Source organism: Ruegeria profundi, from assembly GCF_049800715.1.
Classification (GTDB): domain Bacteria; phylum Pseudomonadota; class Alphaproteobacteria; order Rhodobacterales; family Rhodobacteraceae; genus Ruegeria; species Ruegeria profundi_A.
Map to the genome: position 1 here is coordinate 184024 of NZ_JBNAFO010000006.1, position 18577 is coordinate 202600.

General features: G+C 60.7%; 20 protein-coding genes. 5 read left to right on the forward strand and 15 right to left on the reverse strand.

All coding sequences use genetic code 11. From position 1 onward, the window contains the following. Nucleotides 1-18: 18 nt before the first annotated feature. Genes mobB through ACP15L_RS12070 form a run of 4 tightly spaced genes read right to left on the reverse strand, consistent with a single transcriptional unit; the run spans nt 19 to nt 2475 of the window. On the reverse strand, nt 19-510 hold the full coding sequence (mobB, locus tag ACP15L_RS12055; RefSeq protein ID WP_425084338.1) for a molybdopterin-guanine dinucleotide biosynthesis protein B: 492 nt from the start codon (nt 508-510) through the stop codon (nt 19-21). Continuing rightward, a complete protein-coding gene (gene mobA, locus ACP15L_RS12060; RefSeq protein ID WP_425084339.1) occupies nt 507-1148 on the reverse strand; it encodes a molybdenum cofactor guanylyltransferase MobA in 642 nt (213 codons plus the stop codon). Before mobA ends, mobB begins: the two co-directional genes overlap by 4 nt. Then, nucleotides 1145-1591, reverse strand: coding sequence for a hypothetical protein (locus tag ACP15L_RS12065; protein WP_425084340.1), 447 nt, complete (start codon nt 1589-1591; stop codon nt 1145-1147). The genes mobA and ACP15L_RS12065 overlap by 4 nt, the downstream gene beginning before the upstream one ends. Continuing rightward, nucleotides 1588-2475 (reverse strand): formate dehydrogenase accessory sulfurtransferase FdhD, encoded by an 888-nt coding sequence (locus ACP15L_RS12070; RefSeq protein ID WP_425084413.1) that lies wholly within the window; start codon nt 2473-2475, stop codon nt 1588-1590. The genes ACP15L_RS12065 and ACP15L_RS12070 overlap by 4 nt, the downstream gene beginning before the upstream one ends. A 49-nt stretch (nt 2476-2524) precedes the next feature. Between ACP15L_RS12070 and ACP15L_RS12075 the strand changes: the two genes are divergently transcribed. Together ACP15L_RS12075 and ACP15L_RS12080 are read left to right on the forward strand one after the other, a co-directional pair. After that, nucleotides 2525-3241, forward strand: a complete 717-nt coding sequence (locus ACP15L_RS12075) for an AzlC family ABC transporter permease (protein WP_425084341.1) — start codon at nt 2525-2527, stop codon at nt 3239-3241. Continuing rightward, nucleotides 3238-3570, forward strand: coding sequence for an AzlD domain-containing protein (locus ACP15L_RS12080; protein WP_170469111.1), 333 nt, complete (start codon nt 3238-3240; stop codon nt 3568-3570). The genes ACP15L_RS12075 and ACP15L_RS12080 overlap by 4 nt, the downstream gene beginning before the upstream one ends. Here ACP15L_RS12080 and ACP15L_RS12085 read toward each other — a convergent pair. The 7 genes from ACP15L_RS12085 to ACP15L_RS12115 all read right to left on the reverse strand — a co-directional run bounded on the left by ACP15L_RS12085 (nt 3559) and on the right by ACP15L_RS12115 (nt 10057). Further along, nucleotides 3559-4191, reverse strand: a complete 633-nt coding sequence (locus ACP15L_RS12085) for a hypothetical protein (RefSeq protein ID WP_425084342.1) — start codon at nt 4189-4191, stop codon at nt 3559-3561. The two genes, ACP15L_RS12080 and ACP15L_RS12085, sit on opposite strands and share 12 nt — an antisense overlap. 17 nt (nt 4192-4208) lie before the next feature. Then, entirely contained in the window at nt 4209-4343 is a 135-nt protein-coding gene (locus ACP15L_RS12090; RefSeq protein ID WP_170379077.1) for an aa3-type cytochrome c oxidase subunit IV, read from the reverse strand. A 67-nt stretch (nt 4344-4410) separates the two neighbouring features. Then, nucleotides 4411-4971, reverse strand: coding sequence for a hypothetical protein (locus ACP15L_RS12095; RefSeq protein ID WP_425084343.1), 561 nt, complete (start codon nt 4969-4971; stop codon nt 4411-4413). Continuing rightward, entirely contained in the window at nt 4958-6796 is a 1839-nt protein-coding gene (locus ACP15L_RS12100; protein ID WP_425084344.1) for a glycerophosphodiester phosphodiesterase, read from the reverse strand. The genes ACP15L_RS12095 and ACP15L_RS12100 overlap by 14 nt, the downstream gene beginning before the upstream one ends. Before the next feature lie 55 nt (nt 6797-6851). After that, entirely contained in the window at nt 6852-7304 is a 453-nt protein-coding gene (locus tag ACP15L_RS12105) for a DUF6173 family protein (protein WP_170379083.1), read from the reverse strand. A 3-nt stretch (nt 7305-7307) separates the two neighbouring features. Continuing rightward, complete coding sequence (locus tag ACP15L_RS12110) at nt 7308-8354, reverse strand: MBL fold metallo-hydrolase (RefSeq protein WP_425084414.1); 1047 nt, start codon at nt 8352-8354, stop codon at nt 7308-7310. Then, a complete protein-coding gene (locus ACP15L_RS12115) occupies nt 8354-10057 on the reverse strand; it encodes an acyl-CoA dehydrogenase (protein ID WP_425084345.1) in 1704 nt (567 codons plus the stop codon). The genes ACP15L_RS12110 and ACP15L_RS12115 overlap by 1 nt, the downstream gene beginning before the upstream one ends. A gap of 129 nt (nt 10058-10186) precedes the next feature. On the opposite strand from ACP15L_RS12115, the gene ACP15L_RS12120 reads away from it, so the two are divergent. Next, nucleotides 10187-11134, forward strand: a complete 948-nt coding sequence (locus ACP15L_RS12120) for an L-threonylcarbamoyladenylate synthase (protein ID WP_425084346.1) — start codon at nt 10187-10189, stop codon at nt 11132-11134. Here the strand turns inward: ACP15L_RS12120 and ACP15L_RS12125 are convergent, their stop codons facing one another. Further along, a complete protein-coding gene (locus ACP15L_RS12125) occupies nt 11135-11689 on the reverse strand; it encodes a YqgE/AlgH family protein (RefSeq protein ID WP_425084347.1) in 555 nt (184 codons plus the stop codon). It lies immediately after the preceding gene. A 145-nt stretch (nt 11690-11834) separates the two neighbouring features. Between ACP15L_RS12125 and ACP15L_RS12130 the strand changes: the two genes are divergently transcribed. Both ACP15L_RS12130 and ACP15L_RS12135 read left to right on the forward strand, forming a co-directional pair. After that, the gene (locus tag ACP15L_RS12130) at nt 11835-12647 is read left to right on the forward strand and encodes a protein-disulfide reductase DsbD domain-containing protein (RefSeq protein WP_170462614.1); all 813 of its coding nucleotides are present in this window, start codon (nt 11835-11837) and stop codon (nt 12645-12647) included. A gap of 4 nt (nt 12648-12651) precedes the next feature. Next, nucleotides 12652-13071 (forward strand): NUDIX hydrolase, encoded by a 420-nt coding sequence (locus ACP15L_RS12135; protein WP_425084348.1) that lies wholly within the window; start codon nt 12652-12654, stop codon nt 13069-13071. Here the strand turns inward: ACP15L_RS12135 and ACP15L_RS12140 are convergent. From ACP15L_RS12140 to moaB, 3 genes are all read right to left on the reverse strand, one after another. Continuing rightward, nucleotides 13068-16469, reverse strand: coding sequence for an efflux RND transporter permease subunit (locus tag ACP15L_RS12140; protein ID WP_425084349.1), 3402 nt, complete (start codon nt 16467-16469; stop codon nt 13068-13070). The two genes, ACP15L_RS12135 and ACP15L_RS12140, sit on opposite strands and share 4 nt — an antisense overlap. 5 nt (nt 16470-16474) lie before the next feature. Beyond that, nucleotides 16475-17923: an efflux RND transporter periplasmic adaptor subunit gene (locus ACP15L_RS12145; RefSeq protein ID WP_425084350.1), complete on the reverse strand. Its 1449-nt coding sequence runs from the start codon at nt 17921-17923 to the stop codon at nt 16475-16477. Between the two features lie 107 nt (nt 17924-18030). Next, on the reverse strand, nt 18031-18573 hold the full coding sequence (moaB, locus tag ACP15L_RS12150) for a molybdenum cofactor biosynthesis protein B (RefSeq protein WP_425084351.1): 543 nt from the start codon (nt 18571-18573) through the stop codon (nt 18031-18033). Between the last annotated feature and the right edge of the window lie 4 nt (nt 18574-18577).

An 18577-nucleotide genomic window follows, 5' to 3' on the forward strand; every position in this document is an offset into this window, starting at 1 on the left:
CAAAGCTGTCGAAAAAGCTCACAAACCAACCTCGGAAAGGATGAAATCCGCAATGGCCGCCGTGTCGTTCAGATCGAACACAGGTCGGTCCAACTCCAGCGGAGTATCACTGGCCACAGCGCGGATCGTGTCATCCGACGGGGCGATCAGGTCATTGCCCGGCTCGGCGCGGAAGGCTTCGACCTTGGGGTGGCGTTGGCGTTTATAGCCCTCGATCAACACAAGATCGACTGGCGAGAGACGGGCGAGCAGAGAGGCCAGCGTAGGCTCCTCCGCGCCGCGCAATTCCTGCATGAGGGCAACGCGTTGACCCGAGGCCAAAAGAACTTCGTTGGCGCCTGCCATTCTGTGGCGATGGCTGTCGCGACCCGGTTGGTCGACGTCAAAGGAATGATGCGCGTGTTTGACGGTCGAGACGCTGTAGCCGCGTCCGGTGATCTCGGCCACCAGCCGCTCCATCAGCCCGGTTTTGCCTGCGTTCTTCCAGCCGGTGACGCCGTAGACCCTCATGCCTGCTCCAACAGTTTTTCAGCGCGTGCAAGGTCGTCCGGTGTGTTGACATTGAAGAACGGATCGAACGGGTCAGCGGGGAAAAGCGCCTCGCGCCCGTCATGCTTGTCGGTCCACAGTACGACCTTACGCAGCCCGTCGTTCAAAGCGGTACGTAGATCATCTCGCAGCGCCACGGGCCAGAGGCCAAATGTCGGGTGCCGGTTGACCCGTTTGCCGCCTGACTTCAAGGCCTCGTCCCCGGTGCGGGGCGTCGTGGCAAGGACCAAAGGGTGCGTTTGACCTTGAGCAGCCTCGGTCAGCCGCGCAACCAAATCACGCGGGAAGAACGGCGTGTCTGCGGCGGCGGTGACGATACTTTCCGCCCCTTGCTCTGCCGCCCAATCCAGCCCAGCTAGAACCCCCGCCAAGGGGCCTGCAAACCCCTCAATCGTGTCCGGCAAGACGGGAAGATTCACTTCCGCAAACCGCGCTGCATCACCATTGGCGTTCAACGCGAGGTCATCCACCTGCGGACCGAGCCGGTCGATGACATGAGACAACAAGCTCTGCCCGCCGATCTGCAAAAGCCCTTTGTCTCCACCGCCCATCCGGGTCGCAAGGCCACCTGCGAGGATCACTCCGAGGGGTTTGGTCATGTTGTCAGTCCTTTCAGCGTGGGCCAGTTCGGTGTTCGTAAAAAGATGACGACAACAAACAAAACCAGAAGACCACCCAACCAGAAAGACCAAATGCTGGCGACCAGAAATCCCGAAAGAAACATGGCCGCGGTGTTCAGCCGATATCGCCGCGCCGCGGTTCGGGTCGACCTATCCAGCCCTTTCAGCGCGGGAAGTCCCCAAAAAAAGATACGCAGACGCGTCGACTTTCGCTGCGATGAGCTACCGGGCGCACGAGAGGTTGCGATCAAATCGGTCAAAGCGCCCCATCCAAGCTGATCCATCACCTCGTCGGGATAGGTCGCCAGCGCCATATCTATCGCCAGCTCATCCGCATATTGGTACTTAAAGGAATAGAGCATCGTGGCACAGAGGATCGGGAGGACCAGCAACTCTTCAAGCCCTGCGAGCATTTCAATCATCCCGCGCTCTTCCTGCGATGTTTCTTGTCCTCGACGGCCACGCTCGCCGGGTCCACGTCGCGCAGCAGGCGATCCTCGCCGGACAGGCACACAAAGCGCTGCCCGCGCATGCGACCGATCAGGGTTAGGCCGACCTCGCGGGCGATCTCGACGCCCCAGGCAGTGAAACCGGACCGGGAGGCCAGAACCGGAATGCCCATCATCGCCGTTTTGATCACCATTTCTGAGGTCAAACGCCCGGTTGTGTAGAGGATCTTGTCCTCCGCCGTCTCGTTCTCGGACAGCATCCAGCCTGCGATTTTGTCGACGGCGTTGTGGCGGCCTACATCTTCCATATACACAAGCGGTCGGTTTTCACGGCAGAGAACCGTGCCATGGATCGCACCGGCCTCGAGGTACAAAGACGGCGTGCGATTGATCTTGGCGGCCAGATCGTAAAGCCACGAGGTCCGGACCGACACTTTCGGCAGGCGCACGTCCTCCAACCCCTCCATCATGTCCCCAAAGACCGTGCCAACGGCGCAGCCACTGGTGCGTGTCTTTTTCTTCAGTTTGTCCTCATACGAGGTTTCACGGGCCGTCCGCACCACTACGGTTTCAAGGTCATCGTCATAGTCGACCCGTGTGATTTCATCATCAACCAGCAGCATCCCCTGATTGCGCAGGAAACCCAGCGCCAGATACTCGGGATAGTCGCCAATGGTCATTGCGGTCACGATTTCCTGGGAATTGAGGAAAATCGTCAGCGGGCGCTCCTCGACCACCGAAATCTGGCTGACTTCGCCATTCTGGTCCACGCCTTCAACGGCGCGCGTCAAACGGGCCGCGCCGGGATCGGGGGCGATGATATAGTCCGAGACATCCAATTCTGTCACCAATTGCAACCCCTTCCCAAGACCGCTACTGCTGCTGCGAATACCATAGGATTTAGCCATGGCAGACGCCACATCCAAGTCATACTTCTGGAAAGGGTTTCGCGACGGGACACCCTTTATTTTTGTAGCGATTCCCTTTGGAACCCTATTCGGGGTTTTCGCCGCCGAGGCCGGGCTGGAAATCGTGCAAGTCGTCGCCTTCTCGGCCACGGTTTTCGCCGGAGCAGCGCAATTCACCGCCCTGCAATTGCTGCAGGAGAACGCGCCGACAGCCATTGTGCTGGCCTCGGCTCTTGCGGTGAATTTGAGAGTGGCGATGTATTCAGCCTCACTGACGCCGTTTCTGGGGGCTGCCCCCATGTGGCAGAGGGCCTGCGCCGCCTATCTGACGGTTGACCAATCCTATGCCTGCTCGATCGTGCAGTTCGAGAAAGAGCCAAAGATGACCGTGCCGCAGCGCATGGCTTATTTCATCGGCTCGGTCACGCCGATCACGCCGTGCTGGATTCTGGCGACCTATCTGGGCGCGGTTTTGGGTACCCGGATTCCTGAAAGCTGGGCTTTGGATTTCGCCCTGCCGATTACCTTTCTGGCCATGCTGGGGCCGATGATGCGGACGCTGCCCCATGTCATTGCGGCCCTAGTAGCGTTGGTCGTGTCGTTGCTGGCCGTGAGCGTACCGTTCAATCTGGGCCTGGTGATCGCCGGAACCGCAGGCATGATCGCAGGTGCTCAGGCCGAGGTGATCTTGGATCGTAGAAAGGCGCACGCATGACGCAGATCGACCCCACCACCATGTGGACAGTCATTATCGGCCTGGCCATCGGCAGCTTTGCCCTGCGCTTTGTGTTCATCGGCTTTGTCGGAGACCGCCCGATGCCACCCTGGCTGCTGCGCCACCTGCGCTACACCGCCGTGGCGATCCTGCCCGCGCTGATCGCGCCGCTGGTCGTGTGGCCCGCCGCGACCGAGGGCCAACCTGATGCAGCCCGAATGGCGGCTGCTGCGGTGACGCTGTCTGTTGGAGTGTTCACCAAAAACGTGCTGGCCGCGATCTTTTCCGGCGCGGCCACACTTTATGGTCTGCTTTATCTACTGGCTTGAAGACGCCTCCAGCTGGTTCAGAGCGGCGTTGTTGGCTGCTAGACCTTTTTGCAGATCGGCATCGTCATTCTCGCGATATTCTTCAGTGATGACACCTGGAATTTCGGCGAACTGTTCCGAAAGCTTGATCGGAAAGAAGGTCACTTCGATCTGCTCGAATCCGGGCACCTGCTGCAACAACCGCGCTGTCGAATTGGCGCAAAAAGACCCTGCGACGGGCCCGGTCTGCTTGGCCAGTTGCAGCGCGATTTCAGCCTGTTGCGGCGTCACCTGAATGGTCTGGATGCGGGCAAAATGCGTCTCGCGCGCGTGAGAGCTGCGATAGGCACGCTCGACCGCCGGGGTGATGCCATAGAGAACATCATCCCGGACCGGAACGATATCCGCCCGGAACGAGCCTGCTGGGTCAAATATAACCCTCTCGCTGGCACCAATCATCAACGAGGTATGCGCCCCCGAACCGGAGCGCGTGTTGATCATCGTATAGAGCGTCAAGGTCGACGGCCCAGGATCACGGTAGGACCGCGACACGATCTCAGCCTGATCTGCCTGAGGGCGTTTAGAATTCGCGCAGCCAGCCACTGTTGCCGCCAGCAGGCAGGCGATCAAAATTCTGAACACGGTCGACCCCGAAAGATTTAGGACGCGTAAAGCGCCAGCAGGAACGCCAGTATCGCGATGGCGACACAGCACCAGACGGTGGCCTTGATGAAGCCCTCAAAGGTTTTGGTTTGAACGGTGATGTCCATTTCGCCGTGCTTGTGTTCAGCCATGAGTCTCAGATTCCCAGTTCGCGTGTTTATCCGCTGGATAATAGAAAATTTCGGGCCTGTCACCACGTCATTCCAGCGCAGGGGCCCTGTCACCCAACACAAAACATCCTGGATAGCCAAATCCCCAGCGCCACGGCAGTCCGCTGCAGGGGCCGCCACCGAATCGGACCGCGCCGTAGAGGGCGTCCGAAGTCAGCGAATGGACCGAGCGGATCTGCTCGGGCGTCATGTCATAGCGTTCCGCATAGGCCTGTGCGTGGGTCTCGCCATGGGTTTCGACACAGACCTGCAAAGCCTGGTCAGCGGCGAGGCGTGCGTCATAGCTTTCTGCGGCCGTCTGCGCGTCACCGGCGTTGTGATAGGCGCGGTCATGGGTCACGCAGCAGTACTCCCAGGGCGGATGTTCCTGATACAACTCGCCGATCTGAGGGAACGTATCGGCCACCCAGCGCCAGCTGGCCGACAAGCCGCCCGAGCATCCATCAGTTTCGAACGGGATCAGCTCGGCGTCGCCGCGTTGTGCAATCATGGCACGGTGAGAGGGCATCTCGACCGCGCGCATCAGGTCTTGAGACGTGGCCGGGCTGGCCAATAGAAAAAGACCCAGCGCCAGTTTACGGGCTGTCATCGCGCATCGCCTCGGTATCGACGGTCATGTCAAAGGTTGTGGCAAGCCAAAGCAGCACGCGTTCGGCCGGGCCCATCTCGGCGCGGACGCGTAGAACTTCGCGCGCCATGGCCGGGCGGTCCGTGATCAGCCCGTCCACCCCCATCGAGGCCATTGCCGACATCTGCAGCGGGTCATTCACCGTCCAGACATAGATCTCCTTACCCGCCGCGTGGACCGAGCGGATCAGTCCCGGGGACACTGTTGCCGCGTTCACAGCAACAAAATCGCCTTCCAGCCCCGCCAGGTTGCCCACCGCCGTCGCGGCCAGCACACCCGCGCGCCAATCCGGGCGCAGCGCCTTCATCTTTTGCACGGCCGGATATTTCAGCGACATGGTGGCGATGTCGTCCTGCATCTCGAATTCTTCGACCAACTCGGCGACCCGGTTTTCCAGATCGACATCGTGGCCGTAATACTTCAGCTCGATAATGACTTTGGATTTGCCTTTTGTTGCTTCCAGCACCTCACGCAAGGTTGGGGTGCGTTGGTCGGCATATTCAGGGCCAAACCAGCTGCCGATGTCGATGGTTTCAACATCCTCCATCGTGGCGTCCCAGATTTTTGTCGGGACCCCGGCCAGTTTCATGAAGTCACTGTCATGGGCCACGATAACAACGCCATCAGCTGTTTCCTGCACGTCGATCTCAACCCAATCCGCGCCATCTTCGATCGCTTTAAGAACCGAAGCCATAGTGTTTTCGGGCCGCAGCGCCGCAGCCCCCCGGTGGCCGATAACATCGGCATGATCCTCGGCTTGAACGCGTTCCAGCAGGTTGTGGCCGAACCAGCCACCCAGCAGAAGAGCAGCTGCCGCCAGCCCGACCGCTGTGAACAGCGAGGCCTGCATGCGGCGCGGCTCGGGATGGGGCGGCTCATCCGTCTGAGGTTCAAAGAACTTGTCCAGCAGAACCGCCAATGCGCCCAGCGCAGAGGCCGCCAGAACCAGCCCGGCCAGAGACCACAGCCCTGCAATCGCGAGGCTATAGGTCAGCGCCAATTTCAGGTTACTGCTGCCTTGCAACGGCACCAGTCCAAACAAAAGCCCGGCCACCCATGCAATCGCCGCCGCAATTGCAAGGCGCATCGCCAGCCATGCGACCAAGGCCAGTTTCAAGCGCCCGCGTTTGCCCTCCATCCGTGACGTGCTGATATTGAACACATGCGCCGGGTGGACGTTTTCAAACAGCACCAAATGAAGTGACAAAGCCCAGCCCGACAGCTTGCGGATCAGCACCCAAGCCATGGCCAGAGCCACCGCGCCGATCAGGGCCACAGCCACCATAAAGGCGGGCGGGTGGAAGGTCAGGTAGTAGTTGATGTCGTATTCGGTCAGCGTCCACCATGCGATCAACGCGGCAACCGCCAGAAACGGCAGCGCCAATAGCAAAACCCGCAGAATGAACCGGGCCGCAAAGCCGAATAGCGATGGCAGGCGCGACAGGACCAGACCGATCGCCGCACTGCCCGCGCGCCACGGATCGGCCTCTCCCATCCTCAAAGAGGCTGCCATGACCGCGAAGACAAACACCTCGGCCAATAGAAAAAGGCTCAGCACCACGATGGCCGCGATGAAACCGGCGGGCGAAAGGATGAAGGCCGCGATATCCTGATCCGTCAGCGCAGTTTGATCGGACAGTGAAACCGCCAGATTGACCGCCAGAGCGACACCGGGCGCGACCAGCGCGATTAGAAGCAGCCGTACCGCAAGATAGATGGGCACAAAGACCCTGCGTCTTGCCCAGGCGCCGGAATAGGCATTTGTAACGGTTGAAAAAATGGACATGTAAACACCCTTGAATGATGCATGCATTCAAGGGTGTGCAGGCATGAATTGCAAGTCAGCTGTCTTCGAGATCCGCAGCCAGACGGAACCCGATGCGGTTGGCGGGCTTGTCCTCGACCGATTTGGGCAAAGCGCGCAGCATCACGTTCAACTGGCTGACATGCTGCACCAGCTGCGTTCGCGCGCCCGTTCCGTCCGAGCCGAAAAACGTGATGATATCTGGGTCGAAATAGCCCATCCCCTGAATCCGCATCACACCCGCGTCACCTCCGGTGAAACCCATTGCGACCTCGTGATCGCCATCGAGTGTTTTCTCGAAGTTCTGGATATAAAGGATCAGACGCTCATATGCCCATTGCGCGGCGCTTTTGGTTTCAACAGGTTTTTTCAACTGCCCCGGCAGGGGCTGGGTGCCGGACTCGGCCTCGGAATCTGCGTGAACCTCATAGCACCGCGGCAGGGCATCCGCTTCGGCAGCCTCAGCCGAGGTTTCAATCTTGTCCTGCATGCATCACCCTTTGCGCTGAAACGTCCACGCCCCGTCCGCGCGTCGCGTCCGGGTAACAGCTCCAGTGTGATGAAGATGATTCATATGTGCAACCGCTTCAACCAGCGCCAGCCCGTATTCGCCTTCGCGAATGGTACGCTTGAAGAGCGGCGCAAAGCACTCGGCGGCTGCTTTGGGTTGGTCTAGATAGGCTAGCAGACGCTCCAACGCGCCGTGGTGGTTCTCGATCAGCTGACGCATACGCAGCGGCAGACCGGTGAAGGGCAGCTTGTGGCCCCCCAGAACAAGATGATCCGGGCGGGCCAGTTTTTGCAGCCGTTCGCAAGACTCGATCCAATCGGAGACCGGATCGGCCATAGGTTCGGTCGCATAGACGCCCAGATTGGGACTGATAGAGCCGAGTATCTGATCGCCACTCAGCACCAGATGATCGTCGCGGCTCCAGAGTGTTAGATGTTCGGGCGCGTGACCGTTGCCCATATGCACGTCCCAGTCGCGCCCACCGATGCGGATCACGTCACCCTGTTTGACCCGCGTGAAGCCGAGGGGCATGGGATAGACCGTATCGGCAAAGTTGAACGGACGATCGGCCTTGCGCTTTTCCAAAAACGCAGGGTCCATCCCGGCGCTTTGGTAGAAATTCAGCGTCTCCTGCGGCCAGTTTTCCTGCACGTCCAGCGTCAGCATCCGCGAAAACAGCCAAGCGGTGCGGCTTGTCACCAGCTCGACCCCATGTTCGGCCTGAAACCAGCCTGCATTGCCCACGTGGTCGGGGTGGTGATGGGTGACAACAGCGCGCCGAATGGGCTTTCCGGCCAGAGGGCCCGACATCAACTCAGCCCAGATGCGACGGGTCTTGTTCGAGGACATCCCGGTATCAATCACCGTCCACCCGTCACCGTCATCCAGCGCATAGATATTCACATGGTCGAGCGCCATTGGGAGCGGCAAGCGCATCCACAAGACGCCCTCGGCTATCTCGATGGCCTCACCGGGGGCGGGCGGCTCGGGCCACGGATATCGGATGCCCGATGGCTCCACGCCGTCCATCACGCGCCCAGATCCTCGGCGCTGAGTGCGAATAGGTCATCCGCCCCGTTCTGCGCCTGCGCCAGCAGACCGAGATATTCGGGCAGCAAAGCATTGATGTAGTATCGCGCCAGTCGCGCCCGCGGGCCATCCGGATCGGCAAGGGCTGCGGCCAGATGGTAGTGCCCGCCCAAAACCCGCGCAAAGGCGCGCAGGTAGGCTGCGGCACCCGCAAAGCGCGCGTTCATGTTGTCCTGCGCCACCATCCACTCGGTCGCTTCGCGCAGGGATTCCGTGGCCTCCCACACCGGACCGGCGAGATCGGGCATCTTGGAGCGGGCCTGTTCGGCGTGATCTTCGATCTCGTCGAGCAAGCTGGCAGCAGCGTCTCCGCCATCCATCATCTTGCGGGCGACCAAATCCATCGCCTGAATGCCGTTGGTGCCTTCATAGATCGCGGTTACACGGACATCGCGGTAATACTGGGCCGCCCCTGTTTCTTCGACGAAACCCATGCCGCCATGAACCTGTACACCGGTCTCGGCGACGCGCATCCCGGTCTGGGTGCCAAAGGCCTTGCCAATCGGGGTCAGCAGCGCCGCCCGCGCGGCCCAGTCGGCATCCTCGGTCGCGTGCGCCATATCAATCGCTGCGGCATTCGCGAGCATGATTGCCCGCGCCGCAAACACATCCGCCCGCATTTCAGTCAGCATCCGGCGCACGTCCGCGTGGTCGATGATCGTGCCCGAGGGCGTCTTGCCCTGTTTCCGCTCCATCGCGTAGGCCAGCGCGTGCTGATACGCGCCTTCGGCCACGCCGACACCTTCACCCCCGACACCCAGACGTGCGTTGTTCATCATGGTGAACATGGCCGCCATACCGCCATGCTCTTGCCCGACCAGCCAACCCGTGGCCCCGTCATACTGCATGACACAGGTTGGAGAGCCATGGAGACCCAACTTGTGTTCCAGCGACACGACGCTCAGGTCGTTGGCCGCGCCGGGGTTGCCCTGCGCGTCGGGCAGGTATTTCGGCACCAGAAACAGCGAAATCCCCTTGGTGCCCGGAACCGCGTCGGGTAGACGGGCCAGAACCAGATGGCAGATATTCTCACAGAAATCGTTGTCGCCCCAGGAGATATAGATCTTCTGCCCGGTGACCGCATAAGTGCCGTCACCATTGGGCTCTGCCCGTGTCGTCAAAGCACCTACATCTGACCCGGCCTGCGGCTCGGTCAGGTTCATCGTTCCAGAATAGGCACCAGACATCAGCTTGGGCAGGTACAGTTCCTTAAGCTCGTCACTGGCATGCGCCTCAAGCGCTTCGATCTGACCCTGCGACATCAAGGGGGCCACCTGCAGTGACAGGCAGGCCGCGCTCATCATCTCATTGACCGCCGAAGTGACGGCCATGGGTAGACCCATCCCACCATAATCGGGGCTACCGCTCATCCCGATCCAGCCGCCCTCGGCGATGGCTTTCCAACCTTCCGAGTATCCGGGTGAGGTGCGAACAACGCCGTTTTCCAAGCGCGCCGGTTCCAGATCACCGGGGCGTTGCAGCGGAGCAAGAACCTCTTCGCACATCTTGCCCGCTTCCGTAAGGATCGCGCTGACCACATCCGGGGTTGCGTCAGCGAATCTGTCGGTGGCCGTGATCTGATCCAGACCCACCACATTGCGGAACAGGAATTCATAGTCAGAAACTGGGGCGCGGTATGGCATGGCTTCCCTTGCGGTCTGTCGGCACGGCCGCACTTGGAATCTGCGATCAGCGCCGGTATGCATCTTTGCGTATTGGGATTACCTACTCTTCCCCATGTTGCAAGCAACCAAAACGCGGCGTCACCAGATATGATCCCCACCACTCTTGAGCTGACAGCCGACCCCAACGGCATCGCCCGTGCTGCAGATCTTTTGCGTCAGGGCCTATTGGTCGCCTTCCCGACCGAGACGGTCTATGGCCTGGGAGGTGATGCTAGAGACGGTGAGGCCGTGGCCCGGATTTACGAGGCCAAGGGTCGACCCAGTTTCAACCCGCTGATCGCCCATGTCGCCTCGGTCGAGGCCGCACAGCGGTTTGTGCAATGGTCGGATCAGGCCGAGCGTTTGGCGAATGCGTTCTGGCCCGGTCCGCTGACCTTGGTTCTGCCGCTGAAGCCGGGGCACGGGGTGTCGTCACTGGTCACTGCAGGTTTGGATACTCTGGCGGTGCGCGTGCCTGCGCATCCCACGGCGCGCGCTTTGCTGGCGGCGGTTGATGGGCCGGTTGCGGCACCCTCTGCCAATCCCTCGGGTCAGATCAGCCCCACGACGGCGACCCATGTGCATGCGGGCTTGGGGGGTCGGATCGCCGCCGTTCTGGATGACGGACCCTGCGGTGTCGGGTTGGAATCCACCATCGTCGGACTGACCGGCGAGCCCAGCCTGCTGCGCCCCGGAGGCGTCGCGTTGGAAAAGATCGAGACCGTCCTGAACACCCGCCTTCACCTGCACAAAGCAGGGGATATGCTGACCGCTCCGGGGCAGTTGCAATCGCACTACGCGCCAGATGCGCCGGTCAGGCTGAATGCCGAAACCGTGCAAGGGGATGAGGTTTTGTTGGGGTTCGGCCCGGTCATCTGCGACATGAACCTGTCTGAAACAAGCAGTCTGACCGAGGCAGCGGCCAATCTGTTCGCCGCGCTACACAGCCTGAACAAAACCGGGCGTCCGATCGCCATCTCTCCGATCCCCGATCATGGGCTGGGGGCTGCGATCAATGACCGTTTGCGCCGCGCCGCCGCACCGCGCGACAGTTAGCTAGGCGCGGCCTGCGCTGGCCGAAAGGGTCAGCGGGTCGACGCCGAGCGTGGCCAAGGCCTTTTCCCATTTGTCGTCATCGGGCACATCGAACACCAATTCCGACGATGCATCCGCCGTCAGCCAGCCATTCATCGCGATCTCATCCTCCAGCTGACCGGGCCCCCAGCCGGAATAGCCCAGCGTCAGCATCGCGTTCAGCGGACCACGCCCTGCGGCCATATCCTCCAGCACGTCCAGCGTGGCCGTCATGCTGAACTCATCCGAAATCTGCATCGAGTGCAGGTTGGCATCATAGTCGGAGCTATGCAGAACAAAGCCGCGCGACATCTCGACCGGGCCTCCGAAATGCACCAGACGCTCGCCTATGATGGGAATGCGACACGGGATGTTGAGCTGCCCCAGCAGGGTTTTGAACCGCAGATCAGAGGGTTTGTTGATGATCAACCCCATCGCGCCATCGTCGCCGTAGCTGCAGATATACACGACCGAGTGATCAAAGCGCGGATCGCCCATCCCCGGCATCGCAATCAACAGTTTTCCGGTCAGGTCCATGCGAGGTTTCTCTTGCTCGTTACCCCTCAACAATGACCCTGTGGCACTGGTATTGGCAAGGGAGCAAAGCTGATTTCAGCAGATTTCACAAAGGTGACCCGAACGTGACTTGGATTTCAGGTCCGCACGGCGCATGTAATAGGGTATGATGACTCGTATGAAATCCTCGGTTGCCCTTCTGATCGCCTGTCTGGGCCTGTCCGCACCCGCCTCGGCGCAGGGTTTGGACGGGGTTGTAGCGCTGGATGTTCTGGACGGAGGACGCACGGCCAATGGGACCTATCTGGGCGCGCTACGTCTGACCCTGAAAGAGGGTTGGAAGACCTATTGGCGCGCGCCGGGCGACGCCGGGATCCCGCCGCAATTCGATTGGAGCGGGTCCGGAAACGTGGGCGATGTGCGTATCACCTGGCCCGCGCCGGAGATTTTCGACCAGAACGGCCTGAAATCCATCGGCTACGAGGATCAACTGGTACTGCCGGTCGAGATTACCCCAAAGAACCCCGCCAAACCTGTACGCCTGCGGGGTGAGATGGATCTGGGGGTGTGCAAGGACGTTTGCATCCCGCAACGTCTGGATTTCGACCACAAGGTTGACTCTGATGCAGGTCGCAACCCCGCAATCGCAGCCGCTTTGGCGCAACGCCCCTACTCGGCCCGCGAAGCGCGTGTGGCAAAGGCCAGCTGCCATCTGACCCCAACCTCGGACGGTATGCAGATCGAGGCGCGGGTGACCATGCCTTCGGCCGGCGGGCAAGAGGTTGCGGTGATCGAGCCGGGGAACCCGGTCCTTTGGGCCTCGCAACCCGAAACGCAGCGGCAGGGTGGCACACTGATTGCCCGATCCGAGGTGATCAGCGCCTCGGGCGCACCTTTTGCGCTGGATCGGTCCGAGATTCGGATCACGGTTCTGGGCGCCAACCACGCTGTGGACATTCAGGGATGCTCTGCAGGCTGACCTTATGACCCAATCTCCCAAGATCGGCGCGCTGGCTGTTGTCCTGCATCAGGAACACGTTCTGCTGGTGCAACGCAGTAAGGAACCGGATCGAGGCCTGTGGGGGTTTCCTGGCGGCCATGTGGAATGGGGTGAGACCGTCCTTCAGGCCGCAGAAAGGGAATTGCTTGAGGAAACATCGGTCACGGCTGAACCGTTGCACTATCTGGACAATCTAGACCTGCTGAGGAGGGATACGGATGGGCAAGTCTTGTCGCACTACCTACTGGTAGGGGTGGCCTGTCGGTACCAATCCGGCACGCCTTTGGCAGGGGATGATGCGCTGGACGCGCAATGGTTTCCTATCGAGCGGATCCTCAAAGGCGACCTGCCGATGAGCAACCGTGTAGCCAGCCTGTTGCAGCTTGCGCTAAAGGCAGGCTAGGCTCCGGCCCGGCTTTTGAACCGGGCATAGAACATCCCGGACAGCAGCACGCTCAGGATCACGATGGGGATGGCACCCGCCACAAACGCTCCCAAACCCATGCGCAGAATCTCGGGGGCGTCCGCACCTCCGTAAAGACCGACCAATGGGTCTACAGGCGCACCCGAGACCATCGGCCAGACCAGCGTCACCGCAAACCAGAGCAACAGCGCCAAAGCGGTCGCACCCAGCGCGGCCTGCACCACGCGGTCCCGCGCATAGATCGCCCGACGCATCGCAGTCATCGGACGCGCGAAATCGTTCAGGATTGCCAAAAGCGCGGGCACCAGAACCAGCACCAGAACCATTCCGAAACCCAGCCCGTAGACCAGCGTGATCACCGTTGGCTTGAGAAACTGCGCCTGTTGCGAACCTTCATAGAGCAACGGCGTCAAACCCAGCACCGTCGTCAGCGTGGTCAGCATTACGGGGCGCAACCGGTCTGCTGTGCCTTCGATGATCGAGGGCACCAACCCCCTCTCCTGCTGGTAGCCATCAATAGTTGTCACCAGCACAATCGAGTCGTTGACGATAATGCCTGTCATGCCCAGAAGCCCGACAACGGTGAACATGCTCAGCGGCACGTCCCAGATATAGTGCCCCCAGATCGCGCCCACCAATCCGAACGGAATGATCGACATCACCACCAGAGGCCGCGACCAGCTGGCAAAAACCCAGGCCAGAACAAGATAGATGCCGGTCAGGCACAGGATCAGGCCGGTGCGCGCCTCGGACAGGAACTCGTCCTCTTGTTCGCTCAGGCCAGCCATACGCCAGTCGACCTGATATTCGCCCGCAATGCGCGGTAGGATCTCTTCGTTCATTGCGCGCCCGATTTCGGCGGCGCGGGCGGGATCATCCTCGGAGATGTCGCCATTCACCGAAATCACCCGCAACCCGTTCTCGCGCCGGACGGTCGAAAAGCCTGATTTACGCTCGACAGAGACGATGTCGGCCAGCGGGACATAGACCCCGTCTGGCGTGCGCATCAGGGTGCGTTCCAGGAAATCTGCGGTCAGCTCGCCCTCGGGTAGTTCCACGCGGATCTCGGCGCTGCGGGGGCCGTCGGGGAAGGTCGCGGCCTCGATCCCGTTCAACCGGTTGCGCAGCACGCGGCCCAGCGTTTCGATGCGGAAGCCCAGCGCCTGACCCTGTGCTGTCAGGTCTAGGATGTATTCCTCTTTGTCATAGGCCAGATTGTCCTCAAGTGCCGAGACCTCGGGGTATTTTGACAGTTCGGTCTGCAAATCCTCAGAGGCGGCTTTCAGCGTGTCTACATCCGCGCCGTAGAACTGCACGTCAATCGCGTCCCCTCCCGGACCCGAACGCCAGCCCCGGAAACTCAGCAGCTCAACCTTGGGATGGCGAGGGACGAAATCCTGTAACTCACCAACAAACTCGAAGCTGGAATAGGGGCGCAGGTCGGCGTCGATCAGCTCGATCGAGATACCGCCCAAAAGATCTTCATCTTTGCCCTCAGCAGCGGACAGACCGAACCCTGCGCTGCCGCCAACCTCGGCCAGAACATATTCCAGAGGATTGCGCCCGTGGCGCTCCTCGTAGATTTGGCCCAGCTCTTCGGTGGCGCGCTGCAATTCGCGCATCATGGCGATCGTGTCAGCACGCGTTGCCCCTTCGGCCATGATGAAATTACCGGTGACCGAGCCACGCTCGGGCGCGTTGAAAAACCGCCAGTTCACATCGCCGCGAATGAACAGGGCAGCCTGGGTCGCAAGTATCACCAGCATCAATGCAACCACGACATAGCGCGCCCAGATGACCCAGCTGATAAAGGGGCGAAACAGGGTGTCCCGCACCCAACGGAAGCCCCGATTCACAACCCGGTTGGGCAAGTCATACCAATGTTCCTTGGCAGAATGCGCAATGGCGTGGGACATGTGGTTCGGCAGGATCAGGAAACATTCGATGAGTGAGGCCGCCAGCACCGCGATCACCGTAAAGGGGATATCACGGATCAACTCTCCGAACCGGCCACCTACAAGGGTCAGGCCGAAAAAGGCGATCACGGTGGTGATCGTGGCCGCAAAAACCGGCATAGCCATCCGGCGGGCAGCGCGTTCGGCGGCCACGATGGGCGGTTCCCCCAATCGGCGGGCTCGGAAATCGGCGTGTTCGCCCACAACGATTGCGTCATCCACCACGATTCCCAGCGTGATGATCAGACCGAACAGAGACACCATGTTCAGCGACAAGCCACCGATATACATCAGCGCAATCGCCGCCGACATCGCAACCGGAATACCCGCAGCAACCCAGAAAGCAATGCGCGCGTTCAGGAACAGAAACAGCAGACACACGACAAGGCCAAGGCCAACCAGCCCATTGTCGATCAGAATATCCAGACGGTCGGTAATGGCCTGCGCGCGGGTACGGATCATCTCGACCGAGACACCTTCGGGCAGGCTGGCCTGCATCTCAGTCACCACGTTCTCAACTGTGTGCTGGATCGCGATGGCATCCCCCAGATTGGACCGGTCCACCCGAACCGACATTGCGGGATTGTCGCCGACAAAATAGCTGCGGTTGCGATTGACCCCCTCCACCCGAATCTGCGCGACGTCACCAACAAACAGTTTCGATCCGTCCGCAAAAGTCCTCAGAGCGATGGTCTCAATCTCTTCCGGCGTGCGCTTTTCCGCGCCAGTCCGGATGCGCGCGTTGGCACCCGTCACATCCCCCGCCGGGCTGGCATTGACCTCAGCCGAAATGGCCGAGGCGATGTCGGCCAAAGCCACGTCATTGGCAATCAGCTGCGCGGTGGGCACCTCGACAACCACGCGCGGGGCGGCGAGACCGCGGATCGTGGTGCGGGTCACGCCAGCGGCAAACAGGCGGTTGATCAGCTCATCGGTGAATTTGGCCAGCTGGTCCGGATCAACCGGGCCCGTGACGACCACATCTGTGACCCGGTCGCGCCAAGCCCCACGCCGGATCGTGGGCTCTTCGGCATCTTCTGGCAGGTTGGTAACGCTGTCGACGGCGGTGCGTACCTCTTCCACGGCGCGGGACATGTCCCAGTTCGGCTCGAACTCCAGCCGGATACTGGCAGAGCCTTCGCGAGAGGTCGCCGTGGTGCTTGCCACGCCTTCAACCGCCAGCAATTCAGGTTCGAGCAGTTGGACGATGCCATTGTCGACATCTTCGGGACCGGCCCCTTCCCATTCGACATTCACGTCGACCCGTTCCAGAACCACATCCGGAAAGAACTGCGCCCGCATATTCGGGATGGCCGCCGCGCCCAACACCAGCATCACCAGCAACAACAGATTGGCCACGGTTCTGTGCCGGGTGAAATAGCTCAGGATACCACCGGCAGCGCTAGGGATGTCGCGCATCATGGCGCTTAGCCCCCGGCCAGGTTTTCAATGCGACGCACCAGAGAGACCGGAACCTTCGCCTCTTCCAACTGGCCGAGCATGCGTGTTTTCTCGGCCTCAGGCATATCCTCTCTAGCCTCGACATGAGTGATCAGTTCGGCCCGTTTCGCATCAGTCAATTCAACCAGATCAGGATCGGCACTGGCCTCGGGACGCAGGGGGCGCACGCGAACCCCGGACCCTAGCAGAGGCGTGCGGCCTATCACGACCTCGCGCCCTTCCAGCCCTTCTCCGCGCAGCAGAACCTCATCGCCCTGACGGCGGATCAGTTGCACAGGCAGGACTTCCAGACGATCATCTGCACCCAAAACCAGAACGGTTCCAGCTGCGTCCAGAACCGAAGACGGAAGGCGTGCGACCTGTTCCAAGGGCTGTTCCTGCACCGTCACGGTCACGAAGTCGCCGGGCTTGAACCCCGAGGCATCGTCGAGCCGGGCATAGATCAGACGCCCGGTTTGCCCCTCACCAGCCGAGCCGCTGTCACGGCTGATCCGGCCCCTCGCGGTCAGGTCGGCCCCCGTGACCTCAAGCGAGATGGTGAAGGGGGCGTTGATCAGCGCTCCGTCTTTGTCCAGCAAACGCACGAATTGCGCGGTTGAAACGCGGAAGGCCACCTCCAATGCGTTGGGGTCCACCAGTTCGGCCAGCTTCTCGTTTGCTGAAACCAAACGCCCTTCAACCAACGTGACATCTGTCAGCGTCCCTCCGAACCTTGCGCGGATGGTCATGTCCTCCAAGTCACGCTCTGCCGCTTCCTGCGCGATCCGCGCGCGGGCCAGCAGGGTTGTAGCCTGATCCACCCGCGATTCCGCCTGCGCAAGGGCAATGCGACGCGCCAGAACCGATTGTTGTGCGGCGGCGGCGATCAATTCGGCCTCTTCCACACTGGCGGGTGCCCCCACGCCGCGGGATTCAAGATCTCGCTGGCGCTGCAGGGCTCTTTCACGCAGTTCGGCTTGCGCCTCGGCTGATTTCAATTCATCCTGCGCCAGCAACAATGACCGTTCAGCGTCGCGTTCTTCGAACTGCGCATCCAATACGTCCGATTTCGCACGATCAAGCGCCGATTGTGCATCCGCCGGATCAAGCTCGACCAAAACCTCACCTGTGGTGACTGTGCCGCCATCCACGAAATCATCAGCCAATGCGATCACGCGGCCGCCCAGTGCCGCGCGCAACTCCAGACGGCGGCGGCTTTGCACCTCGCCGAAGGCTTCGAGATTGGGCGTGACGGTTTCGAATACAGCCGGACGGACGGTCACCGCAAAGACCCGCTCGCGCGCTTTGGGTTGCTCATTCTCGCGGATCAGAACCTCTTGCACAGCGCCTGTGACGATCTGAATGGCGACAAACAGCAAGGCCAACGTTAGCGACGCCAGAAACACACCGACCAGACTCTGCCTTAAAAAACGCATCTATTATTCATCCCGGTTGCAATTGGGCTGCCCTGCGAAAAATGTAGCGGAGGCACGAAATATGCCAAGCCACAAAGCGGTTATAAGGTGTTGAACGTGCGACCAGTCTACTTCCGTCGCAGATGTTCGTCCAATCTAGGCATTATTTCCACGAAATTGCAGGGCCGGTGGCGATAATCGAGCTGTTTCTCGAGGATACCGTCCCAAGCGTCCTTGCAGGCCCCGGGGCTGCCCGGAAGTGCAAACAGATAAGTGCCGCCTGCCACGCCACCTGTTGCGCGCGACTGCACTGCCGAAGTACCGATTTTCTCCATCGAGACGATTGTGAAAACGGTCCCGAAAGCGTCAATCTCTTTTTCATAGACGTCGCGATGCGCCTCGACCGTCACGTCCCGCCCGGTCAGCCCGGTGCCACCGGTCGAGATCACCACGTCGATCCCCGCATCCGCCACCCAGGCGCGCAGCTGATCGGCGATCTGGGCGCGTTCATCCCGGATAATCTTGCGATCCGCAACCACATGCCCCGCCTTTTCGATGCGGTCAACCAATGTCTGGCCCGAACGATCCTCATCAACCGAGCGCGTGTCCGAGACGGTCAGAACCGCGATACGTATAGGGATGAAGTCGATCGTTTCGTCGATACGTGACATCAGG